26 protein-coding genes and 2 pseudogenes are annotated in these 24,198 nt (G+C 42.3%); 7 read left to right on the top strand and 21 right to left on the bottom strand.

Translation table 11 applies throughout. The features are described from left to right. Positions 1–133: 133 nt before the first annotated feature. Positions 134–1,366: pseudogene (locus ACRRQV_RS02690) on the bottom strand (two-component system sensor histidine kinase NtrB); the annotation flags it as partial. 161 nt (positions 1,367–1,527) lie between these two features. After that, a pseudogene (locus ACRRQV_RS02685) lies at positions 1,528–2,197 on the bottom strand (GAF domain-containing protein); the annotation flags it as partial. Positions 2,198–2,435: 238 nt separating this feature from the next. On the opposite strand from ACRRQV_RS02685, the gene ACRRQV_RS02680 reads away from it, so the two are divergent. Then, entirely contained in the window at positions 2,436–2,834 is a 399-nt protein-coding gene (locus ACRRQV_RS02680) for a RidA family protein (RefSeq protein WP_432527358.1), read from the top strand. A gap of 27 nt (positions 2,835–2,861) precedes the next feature. After that, positions 2,862–3,029, top strand: coding sequence for a hypothetical protein (locus tag ACRRQV_RS02675; RefSeq protein ID WP_432527356.1), 168 nt, complete (start codon positions 2,862–2,864; stop codon positions 3,027–3,029). A 111-nt stretch (positions 3,030–3,140) separates the two neighbouring features. On the opposite strand, the gene ACRRQV_RS02670 is transcribed toward ACRRQV_RS02675, so the two are convergent. Together ACRRQV_RS02670 and ACRRQV_RS02665 are read right to left on the bottom strand one after the other, a co-directional pair. Continuing rightward, positions 3,141–4,004 (bottom strand): hypothetical protein, encoded by an 864-nt coding sequence (locus tag ACRRQV_RS02670; RefSeq protein WP_432527354.1) that lies wholly within the window; start codon positions 4,002–4,004, stop codon positions 3,141–3,143. Between the two features lie 41 nt (positions 4,005–4,045). Continuing rightward, positions 4,046–4,471 carry an OsmC family protein gene (locus tag ACRRQV_RS02665; protein ID WP_432527352.1) on the bottom strand — a complete coding sequence of 142 codons (426 nt, stop codon included), beginning with the start codon at positions 4,469–4,471 and terminating at the stop codon, positions 4,046–4,048. A 210-nt stretch (positions 4,472–4,681) separates the two neighbouring features. Here ACRRQV_RS02665 and ACRRQV_RS02660 point away from each other — a divergent pair, with 210 nt between their 5' ends. Continuing rightward, positions 4,682–5,383, top strand: coding sequence for a DNA alkylation repair protein (locus ACRRQV_RS02660; protein WP_432527350.1), 702 nt, complete (start codon positions 4,682–4,684; stop codon positions 5,381–5,383). A 76-nt stretch (positions 5,384–5,459) separates the two neighbouring features. Here ACRRQV_RS02660 and ACRRQV_RS02655 read toward each other — a convergent pair whose 3' ends face one another. Continuing rightward, positions 5,460–5,903, bottom strand: coding sequence for a GNAT family N-acetyltransferase (locus ACRRQV_RS02655; protein WP_432527348.1), 444 nt, complete (start codon positions 5,901–5,903; stop codon positions 5,460–5,462). A 214-nt stretch (positions 5,904–6,117) separates the two neighbouring features. Between ACRRQV_RS02655 and ACRRQV_RS02650 the strand changes: the two genes are divergently transcribed. Then, the gene (locus tag ACRRQV_RS02650) at positions 6,118–6,597 is read left to right on the top strand and encodes a universal stress protein (protein ID WP_432527346.1); all 480 of its coding nucleotides are present in this window, start codon (positions 6,118–6,120) and stop codon (positions 6,595–6,597) included. Positions 6,598–6,963: 366 nt separating this feature from the next. Next, on the top strand, positions 6,964–7,119 hold the full coding sequence (locus ACRRQV_RS02645; RefSeq protein ID WP_432527344.1) for a hypothetical protein: 156 nt from the start codon (positions 6,964–6,966) through the stop codon (positions 7,117–7,119). Positions 7,120–7,366: 247 nt separating this feature from the next. Here ACRRQV_RS02645 and ACRRQV_RS02640 read toward each other — a convergent pair whose 3' ends face one another. The 10 genes from ACRRQV_RS02640 to ACRRQV_RS02595 all read right to left on the bottom strand — a co-directional run bounded on the left by ACRRQV_RS02640 (position 7,367) and on the right by ACRRQV_RS02595 (position 17,030). Next, positions 7,367–8,224, bottom strand: a complete 858-nt coding sequence (locus ACRRQV_RS02640; RefSeq protein WP_432527342.1) for a Cof-type HAD-IIB family hydrolase — start codon at positions 8,222–8,224, stop codon at positions 7,367–7,369. 225 nt (positions 8,225–8,449) lie between these two features. After that, positions 8,450–10,867 carry a heavy metal translocating P-type ATPase gene (locus tag ACRRQV_RS02635; RefSeq protein ID WP_432527340.1) on the bottom strand — a complete coding sequence of 806 codons (2,418 nt, stop codon included), beginning with the start codon at positions 10,865–10,867 and terminating at the stop codon, positions 8,450–8,452. A gap of 72 nt (positions 10,868–10,939) precedes the next feature. Then, the gene (gene copZ, locus ACRRQV_RS02630; RefSeq protein WP_432527338.1) at positions 10,940–11,143 is read right to left on the bottom strand and encodes a copper chaperone CopZ; all 204 of its coding nucleotides are present in this window, start codon (positions 11,141–11,143) and stop codon (positions 10,940–10,942) included. Positions 11,144–11,220: 77 nt separating this feature from the next. Beyond that, positions 11,221–11,508, bottom strand: coding sequence for a metal-sensitive transcriptional regulator (locus ACRRQV_RS02625; RefSeq protein WP_432527336.1), 288 nt, complete (start codon positions 11,506–11,508; stop codon positions 11,221–11,223). 123 nt (positions 11,509–11,631) lie between these two features. Further along, entirely contained in the window at positions 11,632–12,198 is a 567-nt protein-coding gene (locus ACRRQV_RS02620) for a YdhK family protein (protein WP_432527334.1), read from the bottom strand. 372 nt (positions 12,199–12,570) lie between these two features. Then, positions 12,571–13,440 (bottom strand): ABC transporter permease subunit, encoded by an 870-nt coding sequence (locus ACRRQV_RS02615; protein ID WP_432527332.1) that lies wholly within the window; start codon positions 13,438–13,440, stop codon positions 12,571–12,573. Further along, positions 13,424–14,359, bottom strand: coding sequence for an ABC transporter ATP-binding protein (locus tag ACRRQV_RS02610; RefSeq protein WP_432527330.1), 936 nt, complete (start codon positions 14,357–14,359; stop codon positions 13,424–13,426). Before ACRRQV_RS02610 ends, ACRRQV_RS02615 begins: the two co-directional genes overlap by 17 nt. Positions 14,360–14,430: 71 nt before the next feature. Further along, on the bottom strand, positions 14,431–15,564 hold the full coding sequence (locus ACRRQV_RS02605) for an anti-sigma factor family protein (protein WP_432527329.1): 1,134 nt from the start codon (positions 15,562–15,564) through the stop codon (positions 14,431–14,433). Then, the gene (locus ACRRQV_RS02600) at positions 15,561–16,109 is read right to left on the bottom strand and encodes a sigma-70 family RNA polymerase sigma factor (RefSeq protein ID WP_432527328.1); all 549 of its coding nucleotides are present in this window, start codon (positions 16,107–16,109) and stop codon (positions 15,561–15,563) included. The genes ACRRQV_RS02605 and ACRRQV_RS02600 overlap by 4 nt, the downstream gene beginning before the upstream one ends. 642 nt (positions 16,110–16,751) lie before the next feature. Then, complete coding sequence (locus ACRRQV_RS02595) at positions 16,752–17,030, bottom strand: colicin immunity domain-containing protein (protein WP_432527326.1); 279 nt, start codon at positions 17,028–17,030, stop codon at positions 16,752–16,754. Between the two features lie 323 nt (positions 17,031–17,353). Between ACRRQV_RS02595 and ACRRQV_RS02590 the strand changes: the two genes are divergently transcribed. Continuing rightward, positions 17,354–18,217 carry an SMI1/KNR4 family protein gene (locus tag ACRRQV_RS02590; RefSeq protein WP_432527324.1) on the top strand — a complete coding sequence of 288 codons (864 nt, stop codon included), beginning with the start codon at positions 17,354–17,356 and terminating at the stop codon, positions 18,215–18,217. A 126-nt stretch (positions 18,218–18,343) separates the two neighbouring features. Here ACRRQV_RS02590 and ACRRQV_RS02585 read toward each other — a convergent pair whose 3' ends face one another. The 3 genes from ACRRQV_RS02585 to ACRRQV_RS02575 all read right to left on the bottom strand — a co-directional run bounded on the left by ACRRQV_RS02585 (position 18,344) and on the right by ACRRQV_RS02575 (position 20,881). Further along, positions 18,344–19,300, bottom strand: coding sequence for a DNA/RNA non-specific endonuclease (locus ACRRQV_RS02585; protein ID WP_432527322.1), 957 nt, complete (start codon positions 19,298–19,300; stop codon positions 18,344–18,346). Between the two features lie 324 nt (positions 19,301–19,624). Further along, positions 19,625–20,290 (bottom strand): DNA alkylation repair protein, encoded by a 666-nt coding sequence (locus ACRRQV_RS02580; protein ID WP_432527320.1) that lies wholly within the window; start codon positions 20,288–20,290, stop codon positions 19,625–19,627. A 402-nt stretch (positions 20,291–20,692) separates the two neighbouring features. Next, entirely contained in the window at positions 20,693–20,881 is a 189-nt protein-coding gene (locus ACRRQV_RS02575; protein WP_432527318.1) for a hypothetical protein, read from the bottom strand. Positions 20,882–21,275: 394 nt separating this feature from the next. Here ACRRQV_RS02575 and ACRRQV_RS02570 point away from each other — a divergent pair, with 394 nt between their 5' ends. Further along, on the top strand, positions 21,276–21,578 hold the full coding sequence (locus tag ACRRQV_RS02570; RefSeq protein ID WP_432527316.1) for a hypothetical protein: 303 nt from the start codon (positions 21,276–21,278) through the stop codon (positions 21,576–21,578). A gap of 448 nt (positions 21,579–22,026) precedes the next feature. Here ACRRQV_RS02570 and ACRRQV_RS02565 read toward each other — a convergent pair whose 3' ends face one another. The 3 genes from ACRRQV_RS02565 to ACRRQV_RS02555 all read right to left on the bottom strand — a co-directional run bounded on the left by ACRRQV_RS02565 (position 22,027) and on the right by ACRRQV_RS02555 (position 24,113). Then, complete coding sequence (locus ACRRQV_RS02565; protein WP_432527314.1) at positions 22,027–22,230, bottom strand: hypothetical protein; 204 nt, start codon at positions 22,228–22,230, stop codon at positions 22,027–22,029. 14 nt (positions 22,231–22,244) lie between these two features. Next, on the bottom strand, positions 22,245–23,603 hold the full coding sequence (locus ACRRQV_RS02560) for an NAD(P)-binding domain-containing protein (protein ID WP_432527312.1): 1,359 nt from the start codon (positions 23,601–23,603) through the stop codon (positions 22,245–22,247). Positions 23,604–23,666: 63 nt separating this feature from the next. Further along, complete coding sequence (locus ACRRQV_RS02555) at positions 23,667–24,113, bottom strand: MarR family winged helix-turn-helix transcriptional regulator (protein ID WP_432527310.1); 447 nt, start codon at positions 24,111–24,113, stop codon at positions 23,667–23,669. Positions 24,114–24,198 lie beyond the last annotated feature (85 nt).

The following is a 24,198-nucleotide window of genomic DNA, read 5'->3' as shown; positions in this document are numbered from 1 at the left end:
AAATAGGTTTCCCTATAGCTACTCCCCCTTGACTGAAAGTCAAAGTATATTGAGTTGTACGTTTAGTATAGCATTCTTTATCTCTGTATAGCAATCTATCTATGTCCAATTTATGACAGCACTTTTGAAACGGCTACATGACGGCTTTCTTCGTTAACGTGAATTTCGTATAAAACGTGGTTCCGGCTGATCCCGTTTCAATTTCAATCTTCGCGTTGTGGCGGGCTGCAATTGCATAACAGATGCCAAGGCCTAAACCGGTTCCGGTATCTTTCGTCGTGTAAAAAGGAGTTCCTAGTTTTTCTAAAATCTCAGGGCTAATGCCCTTGCCTTGGTCTTTAATAGCTAAGACTACACAATTTTCATTTTCCATATACGTACCGATGGACAAAACTTTTCCTTCCTCCATCGCCTCAAGGCCATTACGGTATAGGTTAATGATCAATTGGCGAATCTCATCCCGGTTTAACAACAATTCAGGAAGGTCTTCTGTAACAATTTGAATCTGCTTTCCTTGTGAAAACGTATCGACTTTGATCAACGGTGCAATTTCATGGAGAACTGCGTTCAAATCCAGCATTTGCAATTCGGATGTCCGCGTGTTGCCCATAGAAAGAAATTCCGTAATGATGGAATTGGCGCGATCCAATTCATCAATCATCAAATCAAAGTATTTGGCGTGTTTTTCAAAATCCGTTTCTTGAGTCAATAACTGCAAAAATCCGCGCACCGTTGTCATCGGGTTTCGGATTTCATGGCTGATGCCCGCCGCCATTTGGCCAATCATTTCTAATTTAGACAGTCTTCCCAATTCTTTTTCGTAATTCTTTTTATCTGTGATGTTTTTGAACAGGCAGCAAATGCCATCGTCATACGGATACGCGACTACTTCGTGCCAGTATTCTTTAGTTGTCGAAAGAAGTTCAAAATGTACCGGAATCCGCTCGTTCATCACCCGGTGGAACTGTTTGTACATTGGTGTGTTGATAGCCTGAGGAAATTCTACCCAAAAGTTTTTCCCCATTACGCTGTCTGGTGTTTTTCCTTCAGGCAAATATTGGTGGCTGTTGACAAACGTGAACTCCCATTCTTTGTTGAAGGCCATGAACCCATCGGGAATGCTTTCGATGACACTTGTGAGTTTTTCGTTTGCGGAAGCTAATTCTCTTGTTCGCTCAACCACCATGCTCTCAAGCTGATCCAAATACATCAAATTAGAAAACGTAGGAGCAGACGCTTCCACAATTGCTTGCGCTTGTTGGATTTGGAAATCTTCAAATCCTCTTGTTTGCATCGACAAGTTCACAATCGTAATAATGCCGAGCACATTTCCCATGGAAATCATCGGATACAACAACAGCCACTTTGCTCCTTTTTCTGGATAACAATAGGCGGTTTTATTTTTCAACACCTGCTGAACCATCTCTTCGTAAGTTCCACCGCATACATTGTTAATTTCGGTGTTCCAAGTGCTGTCGGTCAAGCGGCTAGTTTTGCTTATCGCAGTTGCTTCACTTATCTTTCTCCTTGCCGGATCCAACAAATGCATCGCTATATCTTCGCTGGATAAGATTTCCCCTAAATACTGGAAGCATTTGTCCGTACAATCTTTTAGGGACGAACAAGCCGTTAAATCACTCGCAGCATTCAGCATCAATTGCTTGTCATACAACAGCTTTTCTTTTTGCGCTAAGTTCCGCGCATTTTGAATAGCCACTGCTGCCATATTCACATAAGCTTCCACGCTTTGGATTTCGGATTCTGTCAAGTTCATCGGAGTGCCGTAATCAAACAAAAACACTAAACCGAACAGTTCTTGCTCAAAAGCAATTGGCAAAGCCAGTAGAGATTTGATTTGAAATGCAGCCACTGACCGGGGATCTGGACGGTTATCCACCGACGTATCCGATATATATATGGTCTTTCGCGTCTCACTTACTTCTTTTGCCAATAAATCGATCTCAAGGTCGATTACTTGTGTGTCTAGGGTTACGCCATTAATGAACTCGGGTTTTCCCGCAAACCCTCGATACGTTCCATCAGGCTGTTGCAAATAAATGCCGACCGAATTGCACCGGACAATTTCTTCAGAGATGGCTTTGGTCACATGCTGCAAAACTTCGCGTAATTCCAATTTGGTGTTGATGATTTTTGTGATATTTGCCAACCTGGAATATCTCGTCTGTTCCTCTAACATTCGTGTGGTCTCCTAACTCATAAAAAATCATATCGAACTATTCCTATCGCACTATTTTACAGATAATAGTAAAATAAACCCTTGCTTATCCTTTTATTGTAACGTGTATAACGAAACAAGAAAAGAAAGTGGCAGCATTTTCTTTATTGCTGCTAGCACGCTGAAGTGACGGAAATTTTAATAAATGATTGAGCGGATTTGCTTTTTGCCCTACACTTAAGTTCAGCGAGGTGATTTCATGGAAACGAAAAAAATTAAAAGAACAAATCCAGCAGGCGTACCAGCGCCAGTAGGCAATTACACGCACATCACAAAAATCCCGCGAAATGCGGAGTTGTATGTGATGTCCGGCCAAATCGGCGTCGATGCACATGGAGATTTGCCTGGCAATTTCAATCAGCAGATTGCCAATACGTTCAGCAACATAAAAAATGTATTGGCATCCGAACAACTGAGTTCAGAAAACATTATCAAAGTAAATGTTTGGGCAACAGAAAAAATCGATTGGGATTTCATGTACACGGAGTGGTCAGGTTTATTTGGAGATGAATACCCGGCCATGACGGTTGGATATCTCGTTGAATTGGGATGGCCTGAAATCAAAATTGAAATAGAGATCTGGGCTGCGAAAGCCTAAATAACATTTGAAAAGGAGCAGAGGTTTATGAAATTGGCATGGAGTCTTTATTTGATAGGATTAGTTCTAGTAATCATCTACTATAATACGGGCTCTGACCTTTCTTTCTTCACTGGAATAATCTTTATGATTACTGGATTTGTGATTCGGACAATTAATAAAAAGAAAAATACAGGTGCTGGAAGTGGTATCTAGGGAGTTATTATTTGTAAAAGGTTAAATAACCTTTCGCCCTAAATATAAGAGCGTATTATCCCTAAAAAAGCAGAAGCTCGACATTCCGCTTCTGCTAGTACTTTATTCGCTTTAGTTAATTGCATCATATGCACGTAAAACTTTTAAATAATCCAGCGTTAAAATCCCGCGCCACTGTTCTTTCGCCTTTTTCCATTCCGATTCATATTGGCCCCAAGTCCATGTGGGATCCCAAAAGCCTACATCGGCTTGTTTTTTGATGATGAAATCCAAGTTGATTGGGATTTCTTCTGCAAACAAATCAAAAAATTTCGATGAAGGAGAAAACGCCACATCCAATGGAAGCAAACAGTAGCCTTCCCATTTTTCTGGATTTGTCGTGACGCTTTCCACTGCCATTCTTCTTAATTTCTCTTGAATGGAAAGCTGGTCATCAAGTGGCAAGTATTTTTCCAATTTAATAAAACACAAAAATTCGTGCTGCTCGTATTCCGAGAGGCTGTTAATAGAACGAATGGCATATTCGGTTAACTCTTTTAAGAAATCCTTTGGCACCAATTCCTTGAAATGATGAAGGAGCCCAAGGATTTCTGCCGTGGGATTTCCCCATGCCCAATCTTCACTGTAATTCCACCAAACTGCCCGTGGCTCCGTTTCCACTTGTTTCGGCACAATTTGCCATCTCATCTTTTCGTGATCGAATGTCTTCAGCAAATAAACGATTGCATTTTTGACCGCTTCCTCTGTCACCGATGCTCCAACCTCTGCCAAGTGGCGAAGAGCGATTGAAGTAGCCAAAGCAGAGGATTCTTTGCACCAAAAATCCGGTTCGAGTCCGCGTCCGAATCCGCCGTCTTCATTTTGATAGGTTTTTATTTCGTTTATAACAGCTTCAGGGCTGCCCTGCTCAAAGTCATAGTCATATAACGCCCGTTCCAACTCGCGCGCTCTCGTTTTGATAAAGGTTCTTGCCAAAGCAAATTGATCTTTTGATAGCTTCGCCCCCTGTCTTTATCCTACTCCACCTGTTTGCTTGGCATTTCATTTAATACATAATTGCAACTTATTGTTGCGTTGAGAGATTGGACAACAGAGCAATAAGTGTCACGGGATAATTTGATTGCGCGGACGACTTTGTCTTCCGGTACATCGCCTTTTATATGGTACGTGATGGAGATTTCAGTAAATCTCTTCGGGTGGTCCATTGCGCGCTGACCATCAATTTCAATGTAAAATGCATCAATTGCCAAGCGCATTTTGTTCAACACAAAAACGATATCCATTCCGGTGCAAACTGCCGCAGCATGCAGCAAAATTTCCGTCGGGCGAGGTCCGCTGTCGACACCGCCGCTTTCCAATCCAGCATCCAGGACGACGTTATGCCCGGACTCTGTCATTCCGCTAAAAGCCATCCCGCCATTCCAATTTACCGTAGCTTTCATCTCAATCATCCTCTCTATTAGTTATGCAAGCTGTTTCACTTAATATAACCTTATCCAAGAGATTCTTCATTAATTTCCCTGAAAAAGTAAGAATAGTTTTAAAACTTCGATTCGCTTTCTTAGAATTTATGATAAAATAACGAATATACGTTCTCTTTAATGAAAGTTTTAGTCAAGCAGAATTTAAAGCAAGAAAGGTGGCGAAGAATAATGGAACTAGAAACGGTCATGCAGGAACTGGAATCGCTTGGCAAAGAGCGAATCAAAAAAACGTACCTGCGAAACGGTGCAAAAGAGCCGGTTTTCGGTGTAGCTACCGGCGAAATGAAGCCGTTAGCCCGAAAAATCAAGAAAAATCAGCTTCTCGCCGATGAGCTTTATGCCACTGGAAACTACGACGCCATGTATTTTGCCGGCATCATTTCGGATTTTTCGACTGAAGAAGAATTTGAACGCTGGTTAGACGGTGCGTATTTTTACATGTTGTCGGATTATGTCGTTGCGGTCTCGTTGGCAGAAGCTGATTTTGCCCAAGAACTGGCTGATAAATGGATTGCAAGCAATGAAGACTTGCGCATGTCCGCTGGCTGGAGCTGTTACTGCTGGCTGTTGGGCAATCGCAAAGACGAAGAATTCAGCCAAGACAAACTGTCCGCAATGCTAGACCAAGTAGAACGCAATATTCACGATGCTCCTTTGCGGACAAAAATAGCGATGAACAACTTTATCTACACTGTTGCGATTTCTTATGTGCCGCTCCACGAAAAAGCTGTTGAAACTGCAAGTGCCGTAGGAGCAATAGAAATCAAAAAAGACGAGAAAAAAAGCAGTTTCCTGAATGCTTCGGAAAGCATTCAAAAAGAGCTGGACCGTGGAAGACTCGGCTTCAAACGCAAGTATGTCAGATGTTAAGTTTAACGTTGCTTCCAAAAATTAAAGAAGGGAAAGATGCTCGTTATGCATCTTTCCCTTCTTTTTCTTAATCACATTAACTTTTAGCAACAAGATCTTTCATCATAAGAATATGTGGAATTCCATCTTCCAAAAAAACAGCAGAGGCCGTGTGGTAACTGAGTTTTTGGTAAAACCCTTCAGCCTGTATCTGTCCGTGCAATTTAACTTGCTTGGCACAGTGTTCCTCGGCAATCTCTTCTAATGCAAGGATAACGGATTTGCCAAGTCCAAATTTGCGAAAAGGTTCCAGAATACAGATTCTTTCCAGTTTGCCCACTTTATCGACAAAGCGAATTCTGCCAGTTCCAACTGCTTGGTTATCGGAATAGACGAGAACGTGCTCACATCCTTTATTCAAAACGTCAAACTGGTCAAATTCATCTTCTGCGGGCACTCCTTGTTCGTTTACAAACACTTCTTTTCGAATGGCAAATGCTTTTTTTAAATCTTCTTCGGTTGTGATTTTTTGTGTACGCATCTGGTCAGTCCTTTAAAATCATTTTAAATTCAATATAACTTCTTTTTGTTGCATATACAATAAATGACTTGAATAGTTTTAATCAAACTATTCTTTAAACCCCGGTATTCTCAGTTGCTTTCTCGACGAAAAAATTATTCCGCTAATCGGCAGGAATTCAAATGGAATTGGAGGAATCTATTCATAACAATACTTACAACAGGAGGAGATAAAGGTGACCTTTGTCTATAAGCGCATTCTCGTAGCTGTCGATGGATCAAATGAAGCTGAATGGGCCTTTAGAAAATCGGTTGAAATAGCCAAACGAAACAATGCGGAGCTTAATTTAGTCCATGTAGTGGACCTTCGCACTTACTCGACCATAACCAAACGCCTCCCAGACATGGACGATCGGGTCTTTGACCAGGGAAAAGAACTTCTCGCCCGCTATCAAAAGGCTGCCCAAGAAGCCGGTCTTTCGGATGTCCAAGTGTATGTCAGCTCTGGCTCACCGAATACTGTGATTTCGCGAGATTATGCCAAACGTCTGAAAGCCGATTTGATTGTTTGCGGAGCCCAAGGGTTGAATGCAATGGAACGCTTTTTAATGGGAAGTGTGTCTCAGCACATTGTTCGGAGCAGTCCTTGTGACGTTTTGGTCGTCCGAAAAGAAGAATCGGACAAAAATACTGCCCCAAAGACGAGCCAATTTTAAAAAAAGATCAAAGGCAACCGGACTTTCCCGGTTGCCTTTGTAATTCCTTTCTTTTTCCTCGTTACACAGCGGTTGCTAGGCGTTGCTCCAAGCAATAACGCCAAGAAGAATGGTTCATTCTTTTTGCGTCTTTCTTTGCCATTTTTGATGATGGCTTATCCACTTTTTTGCGAATAAGGGAGAATGAGCTAATGTTGATGAAATAAACGAAAAAATTGCTATGAGCTTATTGTCTTTTACGTTAAGCGAACTTCGTGTATGCGAACTACGAGAAATGATACGCAAATTCAATGAATATCCGGAGTGGCACCTCTCTATCTTGAAGCTAGAAGATGATTTTGGTGGTGTGAATGGAATTGAATTGAATTGAAGGAGCATACATTCATTGTCTACCACGCAGCTGTCCATCCTTCGTTCCGAAATGAAGGCATTATCCACCAGATAGTTGAAAATGTTCAGCGGCTTCATGGGCCGCTCGCTCTGTGCCCAACAAAAGAAACAAATGAATTTCTTACGAAATGATGGGATTTATAATATTTTGTAAAGTGAAAAAGAAGCCTGTATTCACTATGATTTTCCTGCTTTTCGTTATTTATCGCCATCAAAAAATCCAGGACTGCCTTTGGGCTTTCCTGGATTTCTGTTTTCTTGAAGAAGATCCGAATCTATGCTTCTTCTTCTGTTTTTTCTCTATTATAAAGTGCTATGAAACTTCCGATTCAGCCGAAATATTCGAGTGGTCGCATGCATTTACTGCAACCTAGTTGAATTATTTTATAACGTATTTATTCAAGGCGTATGCGACGCCGTTTTGATTGTTCGAGTATGTAACAACATCACAAACTTCTTTTACTTGGGGCTCTGCATTTCCCATTGCAACTGAAAGGCCAGCGACTTGGAGCATTGGAAGATCGTTGAAATTATCGCCAATTGCCACCGTATCGTGCAGAGGAATTCCGTAATGGTTGGCAACTCTTTTTAGCGCATTTCCTTTATTTCCTTCTCGATCCATCACTTCAATATTTAAAGGATGCGAAGAAGTAAAACCAATGGTGGAAATTCCCTCAAAGTACGCTGTCAAATCCGCTTTAATGCTGTCGTTTAATGTCAGCACAAAGAATTTTTGGACGGTCAACTCTTGCTCATTTAACAATTCGCTATGGTGGCTGAAAAAATTAATGAGACTGGACTTTTGGGGTTGTTCCGTTATCCTTTGATACGTTTCATCTGACAGGCCCTCGACTTGAATCTGTTCCTTTTCCATCGCATATTCCACTCGTTTTGACCAGTCTGCTGGCAGGAAAATGCCGGAATCCGTGTAAATCCGGTACGGTACGCGCTCATGATCCAGCTTTTGCGCGATAGTAGTTATGTCTACTCGATTCATGGAAACTCTTTTTAAAACCTCCCCCTCAGCTTGCACAACCGTTCCGTTGCTGCCAGCCAGCGGAATGGAGAATTCGTATTTATCGAGGATTTGCTGTATATCCTCCGGGGCACGGCCAGAGCAGATCATGACAATATGGCCTTGGCTTTGCGCTTTCCGCATCGCCTCCAGGCTTTCTTTCGTAATTTCCATTTCCGGGGACAGCAACGTGCCGTCCAAATCAATCGCAATAAGTTTCATTCATCGTCACCTCTATTAAAAGATATCATACTGTTAAAACATTATCTTAATATGCCTCTAAAATCCAAAGAAAATGGAAGTGTATTGGGAAACGCGGCGAATAATAACCCTTCTATTTGAATAAGAAACGGCGAAACAAGCATTGTGGTAAAAGCGGTTCAGTTTTATAACAGCAAAAAAGGAAACAACGCAAAACGCCGTTTCCTTTTTTTGCTGCCGTTCCCTTTACTTTTCCATTCGAATGCGCTGCAGCCGCAACGCATTCAAGACAACCGATACGGAACTAAAAGCCATTGCTGCCCCAGCTACCCAAGGCGCCAGCAATCCGATAGCGGCAATCGGGATGCCTACGGTATTGTAGGCAAATGCCCAAAACAAATTCTGTTTGATATTGCGCATCGTTTTGCGGCTCATGATGATGGCATCTGCGATGCTGTTCAGGTCGCCCCGAATCAACGTGATATCTGCCGCTTCCATTGCCACATCTGTGCCTGTACCAATGGCCATGCCAATATTGGCAGTTGCAAGAGCCGGTGCATCATTGATTCCATCGCCGACCATCGCCACTTTTTTGCCTTGCTGCTGCAGTTTTTTCACTTCATCTGCTTTTCCTTCCGGAAGCACTTCTGCAATGACTGCATCGACGCCGACTTCTTTGCCGATCGCTTCAGCCGTACGTTGGTTATCACCAGTCATCATGATGACCCGGATTCCCATTTGCTGCAGGCGCTGGATGGCACCTATAGAAGTATCCTTGATCGTATCCGCTACGGCGACCATCCCGGCGTACTCGCCGTTAATGCCGGCTAGCATCACCGTTTTGCCGTTGCTTTCTAATTCCTCCATCAAAGGAAGGACGGATGAAATCCCGATACCGTACTGCTGCATCAGTTTCCGTGTCCCAACGATAACGCCTTGCCCAGACACCGTGGCTTGCACCCCGTATCCGGGAACGGCTTCGAAATATTGCACGTTGCCGAGTTCAACGCCTTTTTCCCGAATGCCTTGAACAATCGCTTCCGCCAATGGATGTTCAGATTGCTTTTCAGCTGCACCGATAAGCGCCAAAAACTTCGTTTCATCTTGTCCATTAGCCAGTAGAACATCTGTCAACTCCGGTTTCCCGTGCGTCACGGTGCCGGTTTTGTCGACGACTACTGTGTCAATGCTTTGCGTTTGCTCCAAGTGCTCGCCGCCTTTAAACAAGATGCCAAGTTCTGCAGAACGCCCAGATCCCGCCATAATCGAAGTTGGCGTTGCAAGGCCCAGTGCACAAGGACAGGCGATGACGAGTACCGCAATCAATACTTCAAGAGCCGGCGTAAAGTTGCCGGGATCTACCCAGATAAACCACACCAGGAAAGTCAATACGGCTATACCGACGACGATCGGGACGAAGATGCCGGAAATTTTGTCCGCCAGCCGCTGAATCGGAGCTTTTGTCCCTTGAGCATCTTCCACCACTTTGATGATTTGCGCCAGCGCAGTGTCACGCCCAACTTTTGTGGCTTTCATTTGAATAAAGCCGTTGCTGTTGATCGTCGATCCGTACAAAACGGCACCAGCGGCTTTATCCACAGGTAAACTTTCGCCCGTCAGCATCGATTCATCGACCGCAGATGTTCCTTCAATCACTTCTCCATCAACCGGAATTTTTTCACCTGGTTTGACTAAAAGGGTGTCGCCAATCACGACTTCTTCCAATGGCACTTCTTGTTCAATTCCATTTCGAACCACAACTGCTGTTTTAGCCTGAAGGCCCATCAATTTCTTGATTGCTTCAGAGGAACGCCCTTTTGCTTTCGCTTCAAACAATTTCCCTAAAATGATGAGCGTAATCAGCACCGCACTGGTTTCAAAATACAAGTGAGGCCCATGATGCGTACCAGCTGTCACAATCGCTTGATAGACGCTGTAGAAATATGCGGCCGACGTTCCAAGGACTACAAGCACATCCATGTTGGCGCTGCCGTTGCGAAGGGCTTTATAAGCTCCTACGTAAAACTGCTTGCCGACGATGAACTGGATGGGCGTCGCTAAAGCCATCTGAAACCATGGGTTCATCAAAAGATCTGGAACGTATAAGAATGAGGTGAAGGAAAAGTGCGCGACCATTGTCCATAGCAACGGCAAGGACAATATAGCTGAAAAGATAAATTTCCGTTTCTGGTCCGAAATCGCCTTTTCCCGGTAATCCACCTGCTCGTGATCTTCCTGCTTTTGATGGGCGCCGTAGCCTAATTTCTCCACTTTGGCAATAATTTCGCCAACGCTGACTTCGGTTGGATTGAATTCAATCGTTGCTTTCTCCAGCGCCAAGTTGACATTCGCAGAAGCAACGCCGCCTAGTTTATTGATGCCTTTTTCAATGCGTGTGGCACATGCCGCACAGGTCATGCCGGTAATGTCAAATTCCGCCTTTTGCTTTACGACGCCGTAACCAAGCGCTTTAATTTTCTTTTCAAAATCAGCTTCGTTTAATTTGGAAGGGTCATAGTAAATCAAAGATTTTTCAAGTGCCAAATTGACGTTTGCCTGTTCGACCCCTTCCATTTTGCTGATCCCTTTTTCGATTCGGGCCGCACACGCTGCACAAGTCATGCCGGTGATTTGAAAGCTCGCTTCTTTTAATTCCGTCGTCATGGCGTTCTCCTCCTCCCTATACTGCCAGGGGGTATAATTCTTTCGAAAGTAAAGAGTGCTGTGAAAGCACTCTTATACGACGTCATATCCTTGTTCTTCAATAGTTTCCTGGATTTCAGTTAAAGACGTTTTGTTCGTGTCGAATTCAACTGCTACTTCTCCTTTGGCAAGGTCAACTTTGACAGTTGACACTCCCTGAAGTTCGCCAACGCTCGATTCAACCGCATTTACACAATGGCTACAAGACATGCCTTCTACTTTTAAGGTTTCATTCATTTATAGTTCCTCCTAAATATAGTTTTCCACAACATAACATACCCATTTGGGATGTATCAATTAATTAACTTTGTCTTTTATTTAGTCATGGTTTTCATAACATCCATCAGTTCGCTGATTGCTTCCTCGCCTTTGTTTTCTTTAATGGCTTTGGCTACGCAATGATGTGTGTGGTCTTCCAGTAAAGCCAACGACACTTTGTTCATGGCCGATTGGATCGCACTCACTTGATGCAAAATGTCCACGCAATACCGATCGTTTTCAACCATTTGGTGGACGCCGCGAACTTGGCCCTCGATCCGTTTCAACCGGTTTAAAAGCTGCTGTTTATTGGGCTGCACTGTTGATTTCATCGTTTCTTCCATTATTCGAGCCTCCCGAATCAATATACCCTATACCCGTACCATACTAAAATAGTGGCCGTCTGTCAAAAAACTGATTCGCTCTAAGAGTCAAGAACGTGATGAGCCTCCAATTTCTCTGTTGTTTCAGTCAGTTGCAGAAAGTTCGCTTTCTGTGACCCATTTGTGGTTTTTCACTTGTTCGCCATCAGTTGACGTGTAATTTATCATGTAGACGGTTGTTTGTTCAGCGGAATCAATCGTTGCTTCTGAGCCTTTCATGCCTTCCATGTGATCGGCTTCTACTTCCACTTTCGCTCCTTCTTGATAGGGCTCACCGCTTGCATCTTTGATTTCTTCTTGAACGATCCATTTATGGTTTTCGACTCGTTCTCCACCGGTTGTTGGCGTGTATGAAATGGCGTAGACGGTGGTATCAAAAACGCCTGCAATCGTCGCTTCAGCCCCGTTCATGCCCTTCATATGGTCGGTCTGAAGAATGGCTTTGCTGCCAGTTTCGAAGGTTGGGGTTTCAGCTTTTTTCAGTCCTTCGGGCAGTTCACCTGAACTTGAATGTTCCATGTGCTCCATTTCTTCTGTACCTGAGTGATTCATTGCTGAATGTGCATCCTCCTTCTCGCCGCTGGAGCATGCCGCTAACAAGACAGCGAGAAATGTGACAAAGAATACAAAAAGTAATCGGTTAATTTTCATATCAATACGCTCCTTACGCGCCTATAAGAATTTAGGTCAAAGGCAATAGCAGCTGCAAGATTTTCTAAACATATGCTGAAAGTCTCCTACGTCTTTTTTCTTTACTCCTCCTTCCTTCGCTATTCCTATTCCAATAAACAATTCACAGCGCTTTTGAATTTTTCAACTTTATATTTCACAAGTTCAATATACTATACCCCCCTATAGTATGTAAAGAGGTTTGCTTTTATTTTAAAAATAAACTGTTAGCTATTGCGAAAGGGAAACATTCTCCCCTATCAACAAAAAAGAAGACACTTGGTTTCAAGTATCTTCCCAGTCTATTTTGAATTGCAATACGCTTTATCATTCCAACTCCGTGTATTTATAAGATTATACATCCCGATTCTTAAAACTATAGATGGAAAAACATACAGCCGCTGCCCCGTACAACAAGGCGTACCATATCATAATGTTTGCCGGTGTGGAAATGCTCGTAAACATGCCACCTTGTGCCATCGATAGTGGATTGTCTGTGGTATCAAATAAAAACACCGTCATTTTGCGGTACATCGAATCGATTGGAAAGACGAGGCTCATGATGATGCCGATATTGACGAGGCTGGCTTTTTCGATGATGGCCCCGAATTGTTCAATAAAGCCGCCGATAAACGAAGCCCCGTACAAGATAATCGCCACAATCCCTGCGTTTAATGTCGTCATCCGCGTGCTCAACAAAAGCCCGAACGCAATCAAAACAAACGGCTGTATTGCAAAAACGCTTACCGCCTTGATCAACTGCAACGGCTCAAAGTCGAGCGCCATCCAATCCACGCCAATTCCTTGGTGCAGGAGGATAATACTGAAAAAGAGGCAAGCGGCATAGACGATCATGAGAAAAGCAAGACCGAAAAATTTGCCCAGCACGAATTCTGACCGCGAAATCGGCCGCATCAGCCATGTATCGATTTGGTGGCTGGATACTTCTCCGGAGATGGAACTGACACTCGACATGATTGCCAGCAAAGCGGTGATAAAAGACGAAAAATAAAGGCCGACTCCTAAAAGCTGCGAAGCGACAAATTGCTGCATCATAAACGTTTCGGTGCTTTGGACCGCATTCCGCATTTCCGGTGCTTCTTTACCCGCAAAATAGATGGCTGTCCCGTAAAGCGCCAGAAAAACGATTGTCATGATAATGGTAATCAAAAAAATCCGCTTTGTGATGATTTCCCGTAAGGTGATCTTACTGATTGTCCACATAGGCGTTCTCCTTTTTTTGGTTTACCCAATACAAAAACACATCTTCTAAATGAGGGATGTTCGGCTTTACTTCAAAAACATTTACTTTCTCGGCTGATAAAAAATGAAGGAGTTTCGGAATATCTTTGTCGCTCTCGAGTTGTAGGGTCCATCGCGTAAATCCATTCTTTTCATTGCCTTTTTGATGCGTTTTCACAAAGGCAGGAAATTGGGCTGCAACCACTCCTTCTGTCACGATTTCAACTTGGGCTTCGGTCATCATCAATTCGCGCCATGGCCCTTGGACAATCATTTCGCCTTGGTGAATGATCGAGACATTGTCGCAAACAGATTCTACTTCATGCAGCAAATGGCTATTCAAAAAGACAGTCTTCCCTTGATCGCGAAGATAAACCATAAGATCCCGTACATCTTTTCGGCCGATCGGGTCGAGGGCTGACGTAGGTTCATCCAAAAAAATAACTTTCGGATCGTTTAATATGGCGCAAGCGATGCCAATCCGCTGGGACATCCCTTTTGAAAAACCGCCAATGCGGCCTTTCTCTCTTCCGGTCATGCCGACTAATTCCACCACTTCTGCAATTCGCTTCTTTCGTTGCCGGACAGGGATTTTGCACAGTTCTGCATGGGTTTCGAGCAGCTGCGTTCCGGTCAGCCAGTCAGGGTAGCGAAACAACTCGGGCAAATAGCCGACTTGTTCCCGCGACTTCGTCGATCCGATCGGTTCCCCGAGAATATATCCTTCTCCGCTCGTCGGCTGCAGCAATCCGAGAAGCGTCCGTACAAAAGTGCTTTTCCCCGATCCGTTCGGCCCTAAAAAACCGTAAATAATGCCTTCTCCAATAGACAAAGTGACGTCTGAAATACCACCTTGTCCGTTATATGTTTTGGTTAAGGATTTTGTTTGAATAACGTCCATCCGCGCTCTCCCCCATCAATGAATAAAAGTTCAGAGTGCTGGCAAACCACTCTGAACTTTTTACATGAAAATCAATTTAATTGTTCGCTTAACCCGATCAGTTCATCTGCCGTCAATTGGTCTCTTGTGAAGAGGGTTTGGATATCGCCGTTTTCCTGCCAAACTAGATAGGAATTGTCTTCACTTTCAACGGCAAAGCCTTCTCCATTTCCGACACGAACTTCACTCATTTTTGACCCTTCTGTTTGGGCATAAGGAACTGGCAGCGTCGATTCGATATTGTCGATATTAGCCAGCTGCGTTTTCACATTTTCAGGCAGAAATGGCAAAGACAACAGCGTTGTTCTTAGTTCTTCAATCGATACGCCATCCGGAACCGTAATTTCCGGAGATTGGGTGCGCATATAAGAAATGTGTTGATCGTCCCGTTCAAATTCCGTGTGAATCGCTTCAGCTGTTGCTACGGAGAATGGTTGGCCATCCAGCAAAGCATCAAATTGCTGGTCAGAACCAACTTGTTCCAACAATTGATTCGCTTTTTCCACATCCAGCGTAAAGGTTATAATTGAAGCAGGCATGACGCCTACTTCGTCCACGTCAAATTCACCCAATGCAGGCACTTGATAGCCGGCTGCTTCCGCACTTTCCGCTGAGTCAAAAAATTCTTTCTCTCCGGCTGATTTGGCCATTTCCAATTGCCCGATTCCTTTTAGATCCAGTGTCCCGTCTTTATTCTCACTCACCCAGCTCTCAATTTCCTGGATATCGTTTTGCGTCAACGTCACAATTTCAAACTGACTGACCCGGAATAACGATAAAAACTGATTGGCTTCCACTCGAACTTGAGGGTGTGCGAGTGAGCTGAACAGGGCCGCCGCTACGGCTCCGGCTGCAAGCCAGCGCTTGGTTTTCGTTTTCAATGTGCTCCACCCCTTTCTATGTTGAATTTTTTCATTTTCTGCTTTGCCCATAGTTTCAGCAACATGCAACCTGCGTTCAAATTTATTCCATGCTTGATCGGTGTCTACTGCTGCATCTTTCGCTTCTAATGCGTTTTCACAAAAAGCGTGTAAGGTTTGCAATTCTTTGATCGTGGCACGGCATTTCTGACAGCTCTCCAAATGCTTCATGATCTGTTTTTTCTGCTCACGGCTGACTTCCGCATCCAAATAAGCCTGCAGCACCCCCGTATCAAGACAAGTCATTTTTCTCCGCCCCTTTCTGCCAGGTAAGAATTCTTAAACCTTTTTTTAGCACGAGCAAGAAGAGCGCCAACGGAAAGTTTTTCAATGCCTTTGTTTTCAGCAATTTCATCATAGCTGTAGCCGGAAAATTTCATGATCAACAAATCGCGGTCCCTCTCGGTCAAGTTCATCAATGTTTTTTGGACTTCACTGATGTCCTCGAGCTCCAAATACTTATCTTCAACAGATTCAACGGAAATTTTTTGAAAGATTTTCTGCTTGGCCTTTCGGGCACGGTGGCGATTTTCTGTGCGAATCTGATTGTATGCCGTGTTGACCGCAACTTTTGTAAGCCAGCCGGGTATATTGTCAATAGCATCTCGGTCTGCATAAAACAGCTTGACGAACACATCTTGCGCTATATCTTCTGCAAGAGATTGTTCTTTCACAATTACCAGAACTTTTCGAACGACAAAGGAATAATGCTGTCTGAATAAAACCTGAAAAGCGTCTTCCGTTGACGAATCTTTGCTGCCATCAGACAAATTCGCCTTCACCTCCATCATTCTTTCCTCCTTTCAAAAAGCCCTATATTGTAATGACACCAGTTTTCTTAATTTTGTGACATTTCAGTTGATAATACAATGATTATATAAAAATAAACGAAAAAAAGCCTTTGCAACGGCGTATCGGCCACTCACCATTAAACGGACTTTTACTAATCTAATCTCTTATCGAGTATTTTTTCATTCAAAATCAATTCTAAAACTTTCGAGCAAAGCTCGTGTTGTTCGGTGAGAACCAAGTGCGACGCAAACGGAATGATAGAAACATGCACATGTTCAGCAGTTGAATGAAAGGATTTCAAAAAATCCCTTTGCCTCCTGCTTTCTTTCTGCATTATTAAATTAGTTTTGGTTGAGGTGCCACAGTTGCGTTATGGGCGTGTTTTCATATGTTTTTTAAAATTTTCCTTAAGTATTTTATTACAAGTATTGTTTGGCTCTTCACTCTGAAGTCTTTGTCAGCAGCTCGAGCGCTTTTTTGGCGATTCCTTTTCCTGTAAACACTTCATCTATCCGAAAGTTGATTTCCGATGAATGCGTTTTAGTATCAAAATCAATCAATTTAATTCTTCAGGCAATAATTCAGTCCTGGTCTTTAATCAAATAAAAGCGGGAAAAGCCTCCCGCTTTTTCTTTAAGTATTTATGGAAGATCCATTAAAACATTTAATTTTTCCAGTGCTTCGTTTACTTCTTTTCGAAGTTGTTCCTCCGAAATTACATAAGCCGTTTCCTGGCCGGAGAAGCATTCATGCCAATAGCAATCAGCTGCTATAAATACTCCATTCAAAATTTCAAATTCTTCAACATTCAATCGGTCATCCCATTCGACGAAAATTTTCAAATAGAGAGTCTGAAAGTCATCAGCCGAAAGCTTTCCTTCGATAAATTTTTCCATTATATCTCTGTATTTTGCTAACACCTTTCTCCCTCCATCATCAGTTTAAAAATTTGATCCAATATTTTTAAGGTTTCTTATTTTGTAGACCTATACATAAGTAAAAGGCAATTAAAAGACGTTTCTATTACAAATACTGTGTACTCCTTAGGTGTCGAAGTATTTTTTAGAATTGGTACAGCGAGTTAAAATTACTTATCAAACTAATTTAAACTGAAAATTTCTAATAATGCAATACTTTTTACATACATTTTAACCAGTACATGGTATTATTTATCTAAATATGGAAAACAGCCAAGTTTCCTCACTTCCCTATTCTTCAATTCCAATTAGAGCGGAGATGCCAGGTGAAAAAAATCATTCTATACGGGTCGGTTTTGTTTACAGTATGGAAAGCTGTCTCCTATGCAAAGAAGCAGCTGCGGAACCAGGAAGATGAACGGTTTAAGGAATTAAAGGAGTTCAACGAAGAAGATTCTCTGACAGTTCATTCAGGAAGTGTCGGGCTTTCATTTCAAATATCTGAAACGGAAGACAATCGATTAGAAGTGGTTGTTGGTTATATTGGAGATGACCATATTCCTTATTTGGACACCGGCTACGATGACATCTATCCTTACACTGCTGAACCGTATGAAAAAGAAGTAAAAAGTATTTCCAGGATTTTGGCTTCCCTCATGCAAAAATTGGATGATAAAAATGAACACTTGCTGCTGTCGCATTATGGCCGATTGATTCCTGCAACAAGTTCTTTCAACCAGGCAACTGATGAAACGGAGAAAAAAGTGCTGCAATTGGAAAAGCGCATCGGTTATCGCTTGCCAAAAGACCACCGTTTGTTTTTGTTGGAATTTAACGGCGCCAGGATTTACGATCGTTTGCTTCATGGACAGAATATCGGCGGAGGGTTTCATTTGTTCTCGGTAAAAGAAATCTTCGAGAACTATAACATGTTAGAAACTGGCTATCCTGAATTCTTGCCAATCGGCGATGTGGAGCAGCAAATTCTCGCCATCAGCCTTGAAGCGTTAAAAAACAAAAACCCAAATTACATTTTCCGCATCGATAATATGGAAGGCCCGGTACCGCTCAAAATGAATTTGCTCATGTTTTTAGATTATTTTGTCGTCTCCCAAGGTTCGGTATTTTGGGAATGGCCCATTTTTGATGCGGTGAATTTTCTGCGGTTTGAGGATGAGGAAGATTTTTGAGAATGAAATGTTTGATGCAAATCCACATTTGAATAAAAGACAAAAAAGGACCTTTATCGGGTCCTTTTCTACTGAACAAATTATTTTTCATCTTAAGCAATTATTTCACTTCAAAGTTTTAGCTAGTTACTCGCCAACCATACCGTCATGATCATTGTCTCGCATATAAGGATATAACCAATGATCACTCGTTATCGGCATACTATGACCTGCATCTTTTGCTTCTTGAATCGTCACTTGTCCATTGCCGTTTAAATCAACACTTGAAACATCGCCGGTTTCTTCAACACTGGTAGCCTCTTCTTCAGCTTTTGGAATGGTTGAAGCAGCAGGTTCACTGTCTGTTAAACCGAGTGATGCATTTACTTCGTCCGGGTTCACATTGTCAAATTCATCTACGATTTCATTGCCTTTTAACGTATACGTGTACTGATAATGGGAAGGAATCTGGGTATTCGTATCTGAATAAGTGATAACGGCTTCAAAATCAGTCGCTTCACCTGCATCACGGATGACGTCTTCCATATAAGCTTGATCGCCGTGCCGGTTGAGCGTACTTTCTTGCGGGGTGATATTATACGCATTCGATACCCCTCCAAGTGAATCCGCGATGACATGGCCTTCATCTAAAGCTTCACTTTCAACCCCCGGAACCTTTGCTTCATCTGGATAGTAACGGCCAGAAGAAGTGACAGGTTCGCTGCTGTCATCCTGCATTACAAGTTTGTCCGCAACGACACGTACCAATTGCCCGTATTCATTCGTGAAGGCCCAATATTCGCGGTCCCCATAACCAATATTTACGGCAACATTCGGTTCACGGTGCCCAGACAAATCCCCGCCATCTACTTCGATTACGTCGTAACCGTCGAATTGTTCATTCTTTGATTGAGTCGGCGGTTCCTCTGCTTTTGGTTCATCAACTACCGCAGGGGCCGCTTCTTCTTCACTGCTTTTGTTTGTTTCAGCTGTGGTTGCTTCTTGTACATCTGTTACTACCTTTGTATCAGATGTTTCTTCTGCATCGGTGCAACCTGCCAATAAGATGGCCGTTAAAAATAAAATAAAATAACTCTTTCTCATTCTAAGACGCTCCTCTAATAGTTTCCCATTGTTCTGAAATACGTATTAACTACCATTAATTTACATTTCAAGAGTGACGATAACAGTATATTCCAAGAGTAACATGGTTAATCCCATGATAATAGTCTATTTCATGATTATCTTTTTACAGAAGATGCCTTGCTCAAGCAATAGGTAAAAGATGGAAGAAAAAATTTAGAAATGAAATGCACCAAACCAGATTTTACTTTCCTGGAATTTAAAAGACCAGTAACCTTGTATAAACAGGTTACTGGTCTTTTATTACTGCTTATTTTAAAACTTAAGATAATCCCTCAGAGGCAATTAATTAGTACGCCGTTTATTAACTTCAATCGCAATGAACTCCGGCAAATAATTGGGCGTGCAGTTTTTTGCTACCATTTCATCTTTGTAAAGACCCGTTTTCTCCCCAATTTTAATGCAGCGCGCGCGATTCTCTTCATCATAAACGCCTATCCATCCTGCGGTGAAATTCATAGCCCATTGAACTTCCGGTTCTTCCTGTGTAATATTGGCTTCTACTGCAGCTAGCAGGTCTTCGGTGTTATCAGGAGGAGTTTGTCCTGTCCATCTCAATCGCCCTTGGTAATACCAGTAAGCACGCCTTTGAAGAGCAGAAGGACTATTTTGCCATGACTCCATCAATGCAATGTTTTTCTTGTCTTTCATGAGCTGATTAGCCATTAACCAATCCATTAAGTTGTTTCGCTCTTTAAAAGTGTGAGTTTGCATATCCTTATCAAGCTCATTTATCGCATCTAGGGAAAGCAATTTTTTGTCCATAATTAAGATGGCTAATAGTCTCGGCAAAAACTCTTCGGTTGACCAAAGTTCCATAGCTAGTTCGTGATCTTTTTTAATGTCCTTTGCGATTTTTCGCAAGTCGCCCAGCCTAGTATTACTATGAATCTGAGATAAAATGTTTTCTGCTTTTGAAGAGCGTTTGATTTCCGTCTCTTTTTCACCCATTTTGCTCAACTCCTTTCTCAATTCCAAGTTGATTGAATCATTTTTTCTAGCAACTGTAATTCCTACTGCTACTCTTTAATTTAAATTATGATGTGAGTTTTGAATGTAACTTCTTTCACAAAAAGTAACATTCAGAATTAAATTAAGTTTTCTTAATATTTCCACTTTCGTTATTTGTGACCGATTTTTTCATTCTTACTATTCATGGCTCTTTCTTAGTTTATTTTTCATGTCAGCAAGCATTTTCTTGTTAATTAGCGGATTCTGCAATGTCCGCGCGCTCGCAGAAGAAATTGATGCATTCTAAACTTAAAATACACATGAAAATTAGCCCGAAAATGCATCTCCAAGCCCATAGTACGTGAATGTCCGTTAGTTAACTAACCCATTCCGATCATTCATTCAAAACATTCCACCTTGATCGCTTTGCCGTCCAACGTCTCGTAAAGCATCTGCTTGAGCTAAATTCTGATTCAAAGTCTGTTCCTGTCTAGTTAAACTATATTTTCGTCGAGTTAAAACATCCACAAGATAACTGCTTAAAAATAAAATTGCCAAGGAGCCCCAAAAAAACCACATCATCCAATGCATATATTTCCCTCCCGTTTCATTTCACTCATCGCTTCCATCAACCATTGCCTCTCTGTATCTTATAATACGGTTTACCACTTAAATAAGTTTCACTAATTCAAATTTTACAATAAATCCTAATTTTATTTCGAGTCAATCTTATGACTAAAGATGGGCAGAACTAATTAAGTAGCGATTCATCTAGCTCGTCATGTACCTTTAAGTTTTGAAAAACAAACCTTAACTATTCATTTCTTAAAAGAAAAAAACATTCTGGAACTTACCCGTTTTCAGAATATTTTTTAGAATACTTTTTTGCCTGTATTAATAGGATATAATGTCGTTAAGAGGGGAAAAATTGAAACTATAGTCTATTTCATCCGATGGTTCTACAAAAATTGAGAGGAGCACTACTATGCCACTTATCGATCCATTTTTAATGCAATTATTTATCGTTCCTATATCAGTTATCGGTTTGGGCTTAGTTGCAACGGCCATTTCAAAAAAGACAAGGTTAGAAGTAATTATAGGTCCGATTGTAACTTTGCTGCTTAATATGCTATATGAGGTTTGGTATAGTTTTTCTTTTGACCCTAACATAGAATTAAGTTTTTCATCGTCGAATATTATTAATCCTTTGATTACATTTTTCTTGTCTTGGATCCTGATAAATAGGGAAAAATCAAATGAGAATTCGAACTCCAATAAAACATATTGAGTATCTTTGAAAATTTGTTTTGCCCACTCTTCATTGTATGTTGGTTGAAGAAAAGATGAAGAGCATAAAGGGCAACTGCTATCACTTTCGATACTAGCCAAGAGGGAGCCTGAATTTATCCTTATACAACCCTAATACGATGGCCAAGGTATTGTATTCTGAATTCTAATTTTTAATATAACTATTCAATTTGTTTAACTGAACCCTACTTTCTTATTTAAATAACTTTTTATATTTCTTTCTTCTAATTTTAATGACCTGAAGGAACGTTCCTAAAAGCACCTTTTTATACACATAAGAGGAAGATAAGTGCCAATCAGCATTTTTTTTGCTACTGGGATTACCGCTATTACCGAAAAGTCATGATATTTAACCAATTCATAGAGAAAATATAGGAAAAGCGCCTAAAATGAAATCTGATAGACGCTTTTTCTCTATGAACGAATTTTTATGATTCTTTGTTAAACGACTGCACGGCGATTTGAAAACTTTTGTAGCTTTCAAGGCCAAACTTTTTCGGATTTCCATGGAAAAAGGTTTTCAACATGAAATCGCTGGCGCAATTGATGCTGCAGTCTTGTGAACTCATGATAAGCAATAGATAAGAACGGAAATAGTCAGGCTGTAAACGCCCGCCGTGATTCACAGTCATTTCACCTATCTCCTTTAACAGCAGCTTGAACTGCTTGCTGGAATTACTTGCGTACCGTTCGATGAAAGTTTGACGCTGCATACACCGGTCTCAGGCAACTCCAACTCTACGTTCTGTGCTCCATCGAAATCTCCAGTGAGGTACGCCACGACGGAACGAACTTGTTCATACCCCGTTGCCATCAGAAAGGTCGGCGCCCGGCCGTAGCTCTTTATGCCAACGATGTAGAAATTCTTTTCCGGTTGCCGTAGTTCTCGTTCGCCGTGCGGGCGAACCGTTCCGCAACTGTGAAAGTTGTGGTCGATTAAGGGAGCCAGCGCTTCGACACTTTCGGTTGCCGGATCGATTCTGATGCGCACTTCACGCAAGAATGAAAAGTCGGGTTGGCTGCCCGTGTTGACGATCACTTCATCTAGTCCCTCAATCGAATGGCTTTCTTCTTTCCATTCCCCTTCAAGCATCAACGTTTCCTCAGTTTGGCTGACATCATAGATCCGGTAAGGTGTGAACACTTCCACTTGGCCAGAATCGACCAACTGGTGAATCCGCGACCCTAATTCGCCCCGTGCTTGCAGCGCATCCTTCGCTTCGCCGCCATACGCGTCTTCCACGTTATTTTTACGCAGAATCCAGGTGATTTTCAAATCAGGCAGATCCGCCAATTCCAAAATCGTATTGATGGCGGAATGGCCACCGCCTACCACCGCTACCTTTTTGCCGGTGAACCGGTCGCGATCTTTTCCTTGAATATCCGGAATGCCGTAATACATGTGCTGTTGCAGCTTTTGTTCGTTCTTTGACGAAATGCCGCTGGCGCTTAACGAGTTCGGCTGTCCCCAAGTTCCCGTGGCGTCGATGATCGCTTTCGCTTCAATGTGTTTCGCCGTTTCGCCGTTTTCTTCTATATATAAAACAAAAGGAAGGTTCCCCCGGCCAGCGGTTTTCATTTTGTCCTGGCCTTTTCGGCTGATGCCTAACACACGGGTATTGAGCCGGATCGATGGCTTGATGGCTGGCAGAGCACCCAATTTCACCAAGTACTGTTCAACCAATTCTGTGCCCGTCGGCAATTCTTCATCTGCCGGAGCTTCCCAGCCGGAGCGTTCCAATAATTCCCGTGCCGCTTTGTCAATGTTGTATTGCCAAGGAGAAAACAACCGGACATGTCCCCACTGCAGGATCTGATGACCGATGGTTGGCCCTGCTTCAAGTACCAAGAATTTCTCTCCAGCTTTTGCCAAATGGGCGGCCGCAGCCATTCCGACGGGTCCGGCTCCGATGACGATGATTGGCAACGCATTCGTTTCTTTTTTAGGCAAGTCAAATTGGATGGATACTGGTTTTGTGGAACAACAAGCAGTTTGTGAATTCATTCAATTACCTCCTTTAATATCTATAAATAAAATTTGATTTTTGCAAGTAATGTTTTAGGGCAATTAAAAAATCGGTTTGCAGCAAACCGTGGATTTTGCCATCGCTTGATTAAGCAATTGCATGGACTGCAGCACGATTTCTCGTTCAAATTCATTTAGTTGCGAAAAAATCTCGTCCAAATGGGTTTCAATGCCTTGCTGGATGACAGTCGCCGCGAATGTCCCTTCGGTTGTCAGTTGCAAGACATAGATTCGTTTATCGGCTGCCGAAGGTGATTTGGTGACCAAATTCATTTTAATTAGGGTCTGGATTTGGCGGCTGAACGTTGAAAGATCGGTCGCTAGGGCGTCCGCCACTTCCTGCATAGAGGGTGCTTCCCGTTTGTCGATTTCGTACAGAATATGACTCTGGACCAAGCTGATTTCCACGTCTCCGATCATGCAGCAGTTCTTGTTCAATAGCCCAAATCGCTTGACCATGCTTTGAAACAGTTCTCGTTTGTTTTCCATGTCTTCCACCTCTTCCTTAGCTTATGATTATTATTTGCAATATGCAAGTAATAAGTCTATACTTTTAATTATTAGGAGAAAGCAT

The sequence above is a fragment of the Planococcus sp. YIM B11945 genome (assembly GCF_050864155.1).
Classification (GTDB): domain Bacteria; phylum Bacillota; class Bacilli; order Bacillales_A; family Planococcaceae; genus Planococcus.
This window is presented reverse-complemented; position numbering and strand designations above follow the sequence as displayed.

What these genes read in the sequence shown, in the direction of transcription:
- ACRRQV_RS02625 (WP_432527336.1), bottom strand. Translation starts at nt 11,508, where the DNA reads ATGGAAGAAACGATGAAATCAACAGTGCAGCCCAATAAACAGCAGCTT.
- ACRRQV_RS02605 (WP_432527329.1), bottom strand. Translation starts at nt 15,564, where the DNA reads ATGACTTGTCTTGATACGGGGGTGCTGCAGGCTTATTTGGATGCGGAA.
- ACRRQV_RS02635 (WP_432527340.1), bottom strand. Translation starts at nt 10,867, where the DNA reads ATGACGACGGAATTAAAAGAAGCGAGCTTTCAAATCACCGGCATGACT.
- ACRRQV_RS02620 (WP_432527334.1), bottom strand. Translation starts at nt 12,198, where the DNA reads ATGAAAATTAACCGATTACTTTTTGTATTCTTTGTCACATTTCTCGCT.
- ACRRQV_RS02615 (WP_432527332.1), bottom strand. Translation starts at nt 13,440, where the DNA reads ATGTGGACAATCAGTAAGATCACCTTACGGGAAATCATCACAAAGCGG.
- ACRRQV_RS02560 (WP_432527312.1), bottom strand. Translation starts at nt 23,603, where the DNA reads ATGAATTCACAAACTGCTTGTTGTTCCACAAAACCAGTATCCATCCAA.
- ACRRQV_RS02610 (WP_432527330.1), bottom strand. Translation starts at nt 14,359, where the DNA reads ATGGACGTTATTCAAACAAAATCCTTAACCAAAACATATAACGGACAA.
- ACRRQV_RS02555 (WP_432527310.1), bottom strand. Translation starts at nt 24,113, where the DNA reads ATGGAAAACAAACGAGAACTGTTTCAAAGCATGGTCAAGCGATTTGGG.
- ACRRQV_RS02675 (WP_432527356.1), top strand. Translation starts at nt 2,862, where the DNA reads ATGAAATTGGCATGGAGTCTTTATTTGATAGGATTAGTTCTAGTAATC.
- ACRRQV_RS02655 (WP_432527348.1), bottom strand. Translation starts at nt 5,903, where the DNA reads ATGCGTACACAAAAAATCACAACCGAAGAAGATTTAAAAAAAGCATTT.
- ACRRQV_RS02575 (WP_432527318.1), bottom strand. Translation starts at nt 20,881, where the DNA reads ATGCATTGGATGATGTGGTTTTTTTGGGGCTCCTTGGCAATTTTATTT.
- ACRRQV_RS02600 (WP_432527328.1), bottom strand. Translation starts at nt 16,109, where the DNA reads ATGATGGAGGTGAAGGCGAATTTGTCTGATGGCAGCAAAGATTCGTCA.
- ACRRQV_RS02565 (WP_432527314.1), bottom strand. Translation starts at nt 22,230, where the DNA reads ATGACTGTGAATCACGGCGGGCGTTTACAGCCTGACTATTTCCGTTCT.
- copZ (WP_432527338.1), bottom strand. Translation starts at nt 11,143, where the DNA reads ATGAATGAAACCTTAAAAGTAGAAGGCATGTCTTGTAGCCATTGTGTA.
- ACRRQV_RS02665 (WP_432527352.1), bottom strand. Translation starts at nt 4,471, where the DNA reads ATGAAAGCTACGGTAAATTGGAATGGCGGGATGGCTTTTAGCGGAATG.
- ACRRQV_RS02585 (WP_432527322.1), bottom strand. Translation starts at nt 19,300, where the DNA reads ATGAGAAAGAGTTATTTTATTTTATTTTTAACGGCCATCTTATTGGCA.
- ACRRQV_RS02660 (WP_432527350.1), top strand. Translation starts at nt 4,682, where the DNA reads ATGGAACTAGAAACGGTCATGCAGGAACTGGAATCGCTTGGCAAAGAG.
- ACRRQV_RS02640 (WP_432527342.1), bottom strand. Translation starts at nt 8,224, where the DNA reads ATGAAACTTATTGCGATTGATTTGGACGGCACGTTGCTGTCCCCGGAA.
- ACRRQV_RS02680 (WP_432527358.1), top strand. Translation starts at nt 2,436, where the DNA reads ATGGAAACGAAAAAAATTAAAAGAACAAATCCAGCAGGCGTACCAGCG.
- ACRRQV_RS02570 (WP_432527316.1), top strand. Translation starts at nt 21,276, where the DNA reads ATGCCACTTATCGATCCATTTTTAATGCAATTATTTATCGTTCCTATA.
- ACRRQV_RS02580 (WP_432527320.1), bottom strand. Translation starts at nt 20,290, where the DNA reads ATGGGTGAAAAAGAGACGGAAATCAAACGCTCTTCAAAAGCAGAAAAC.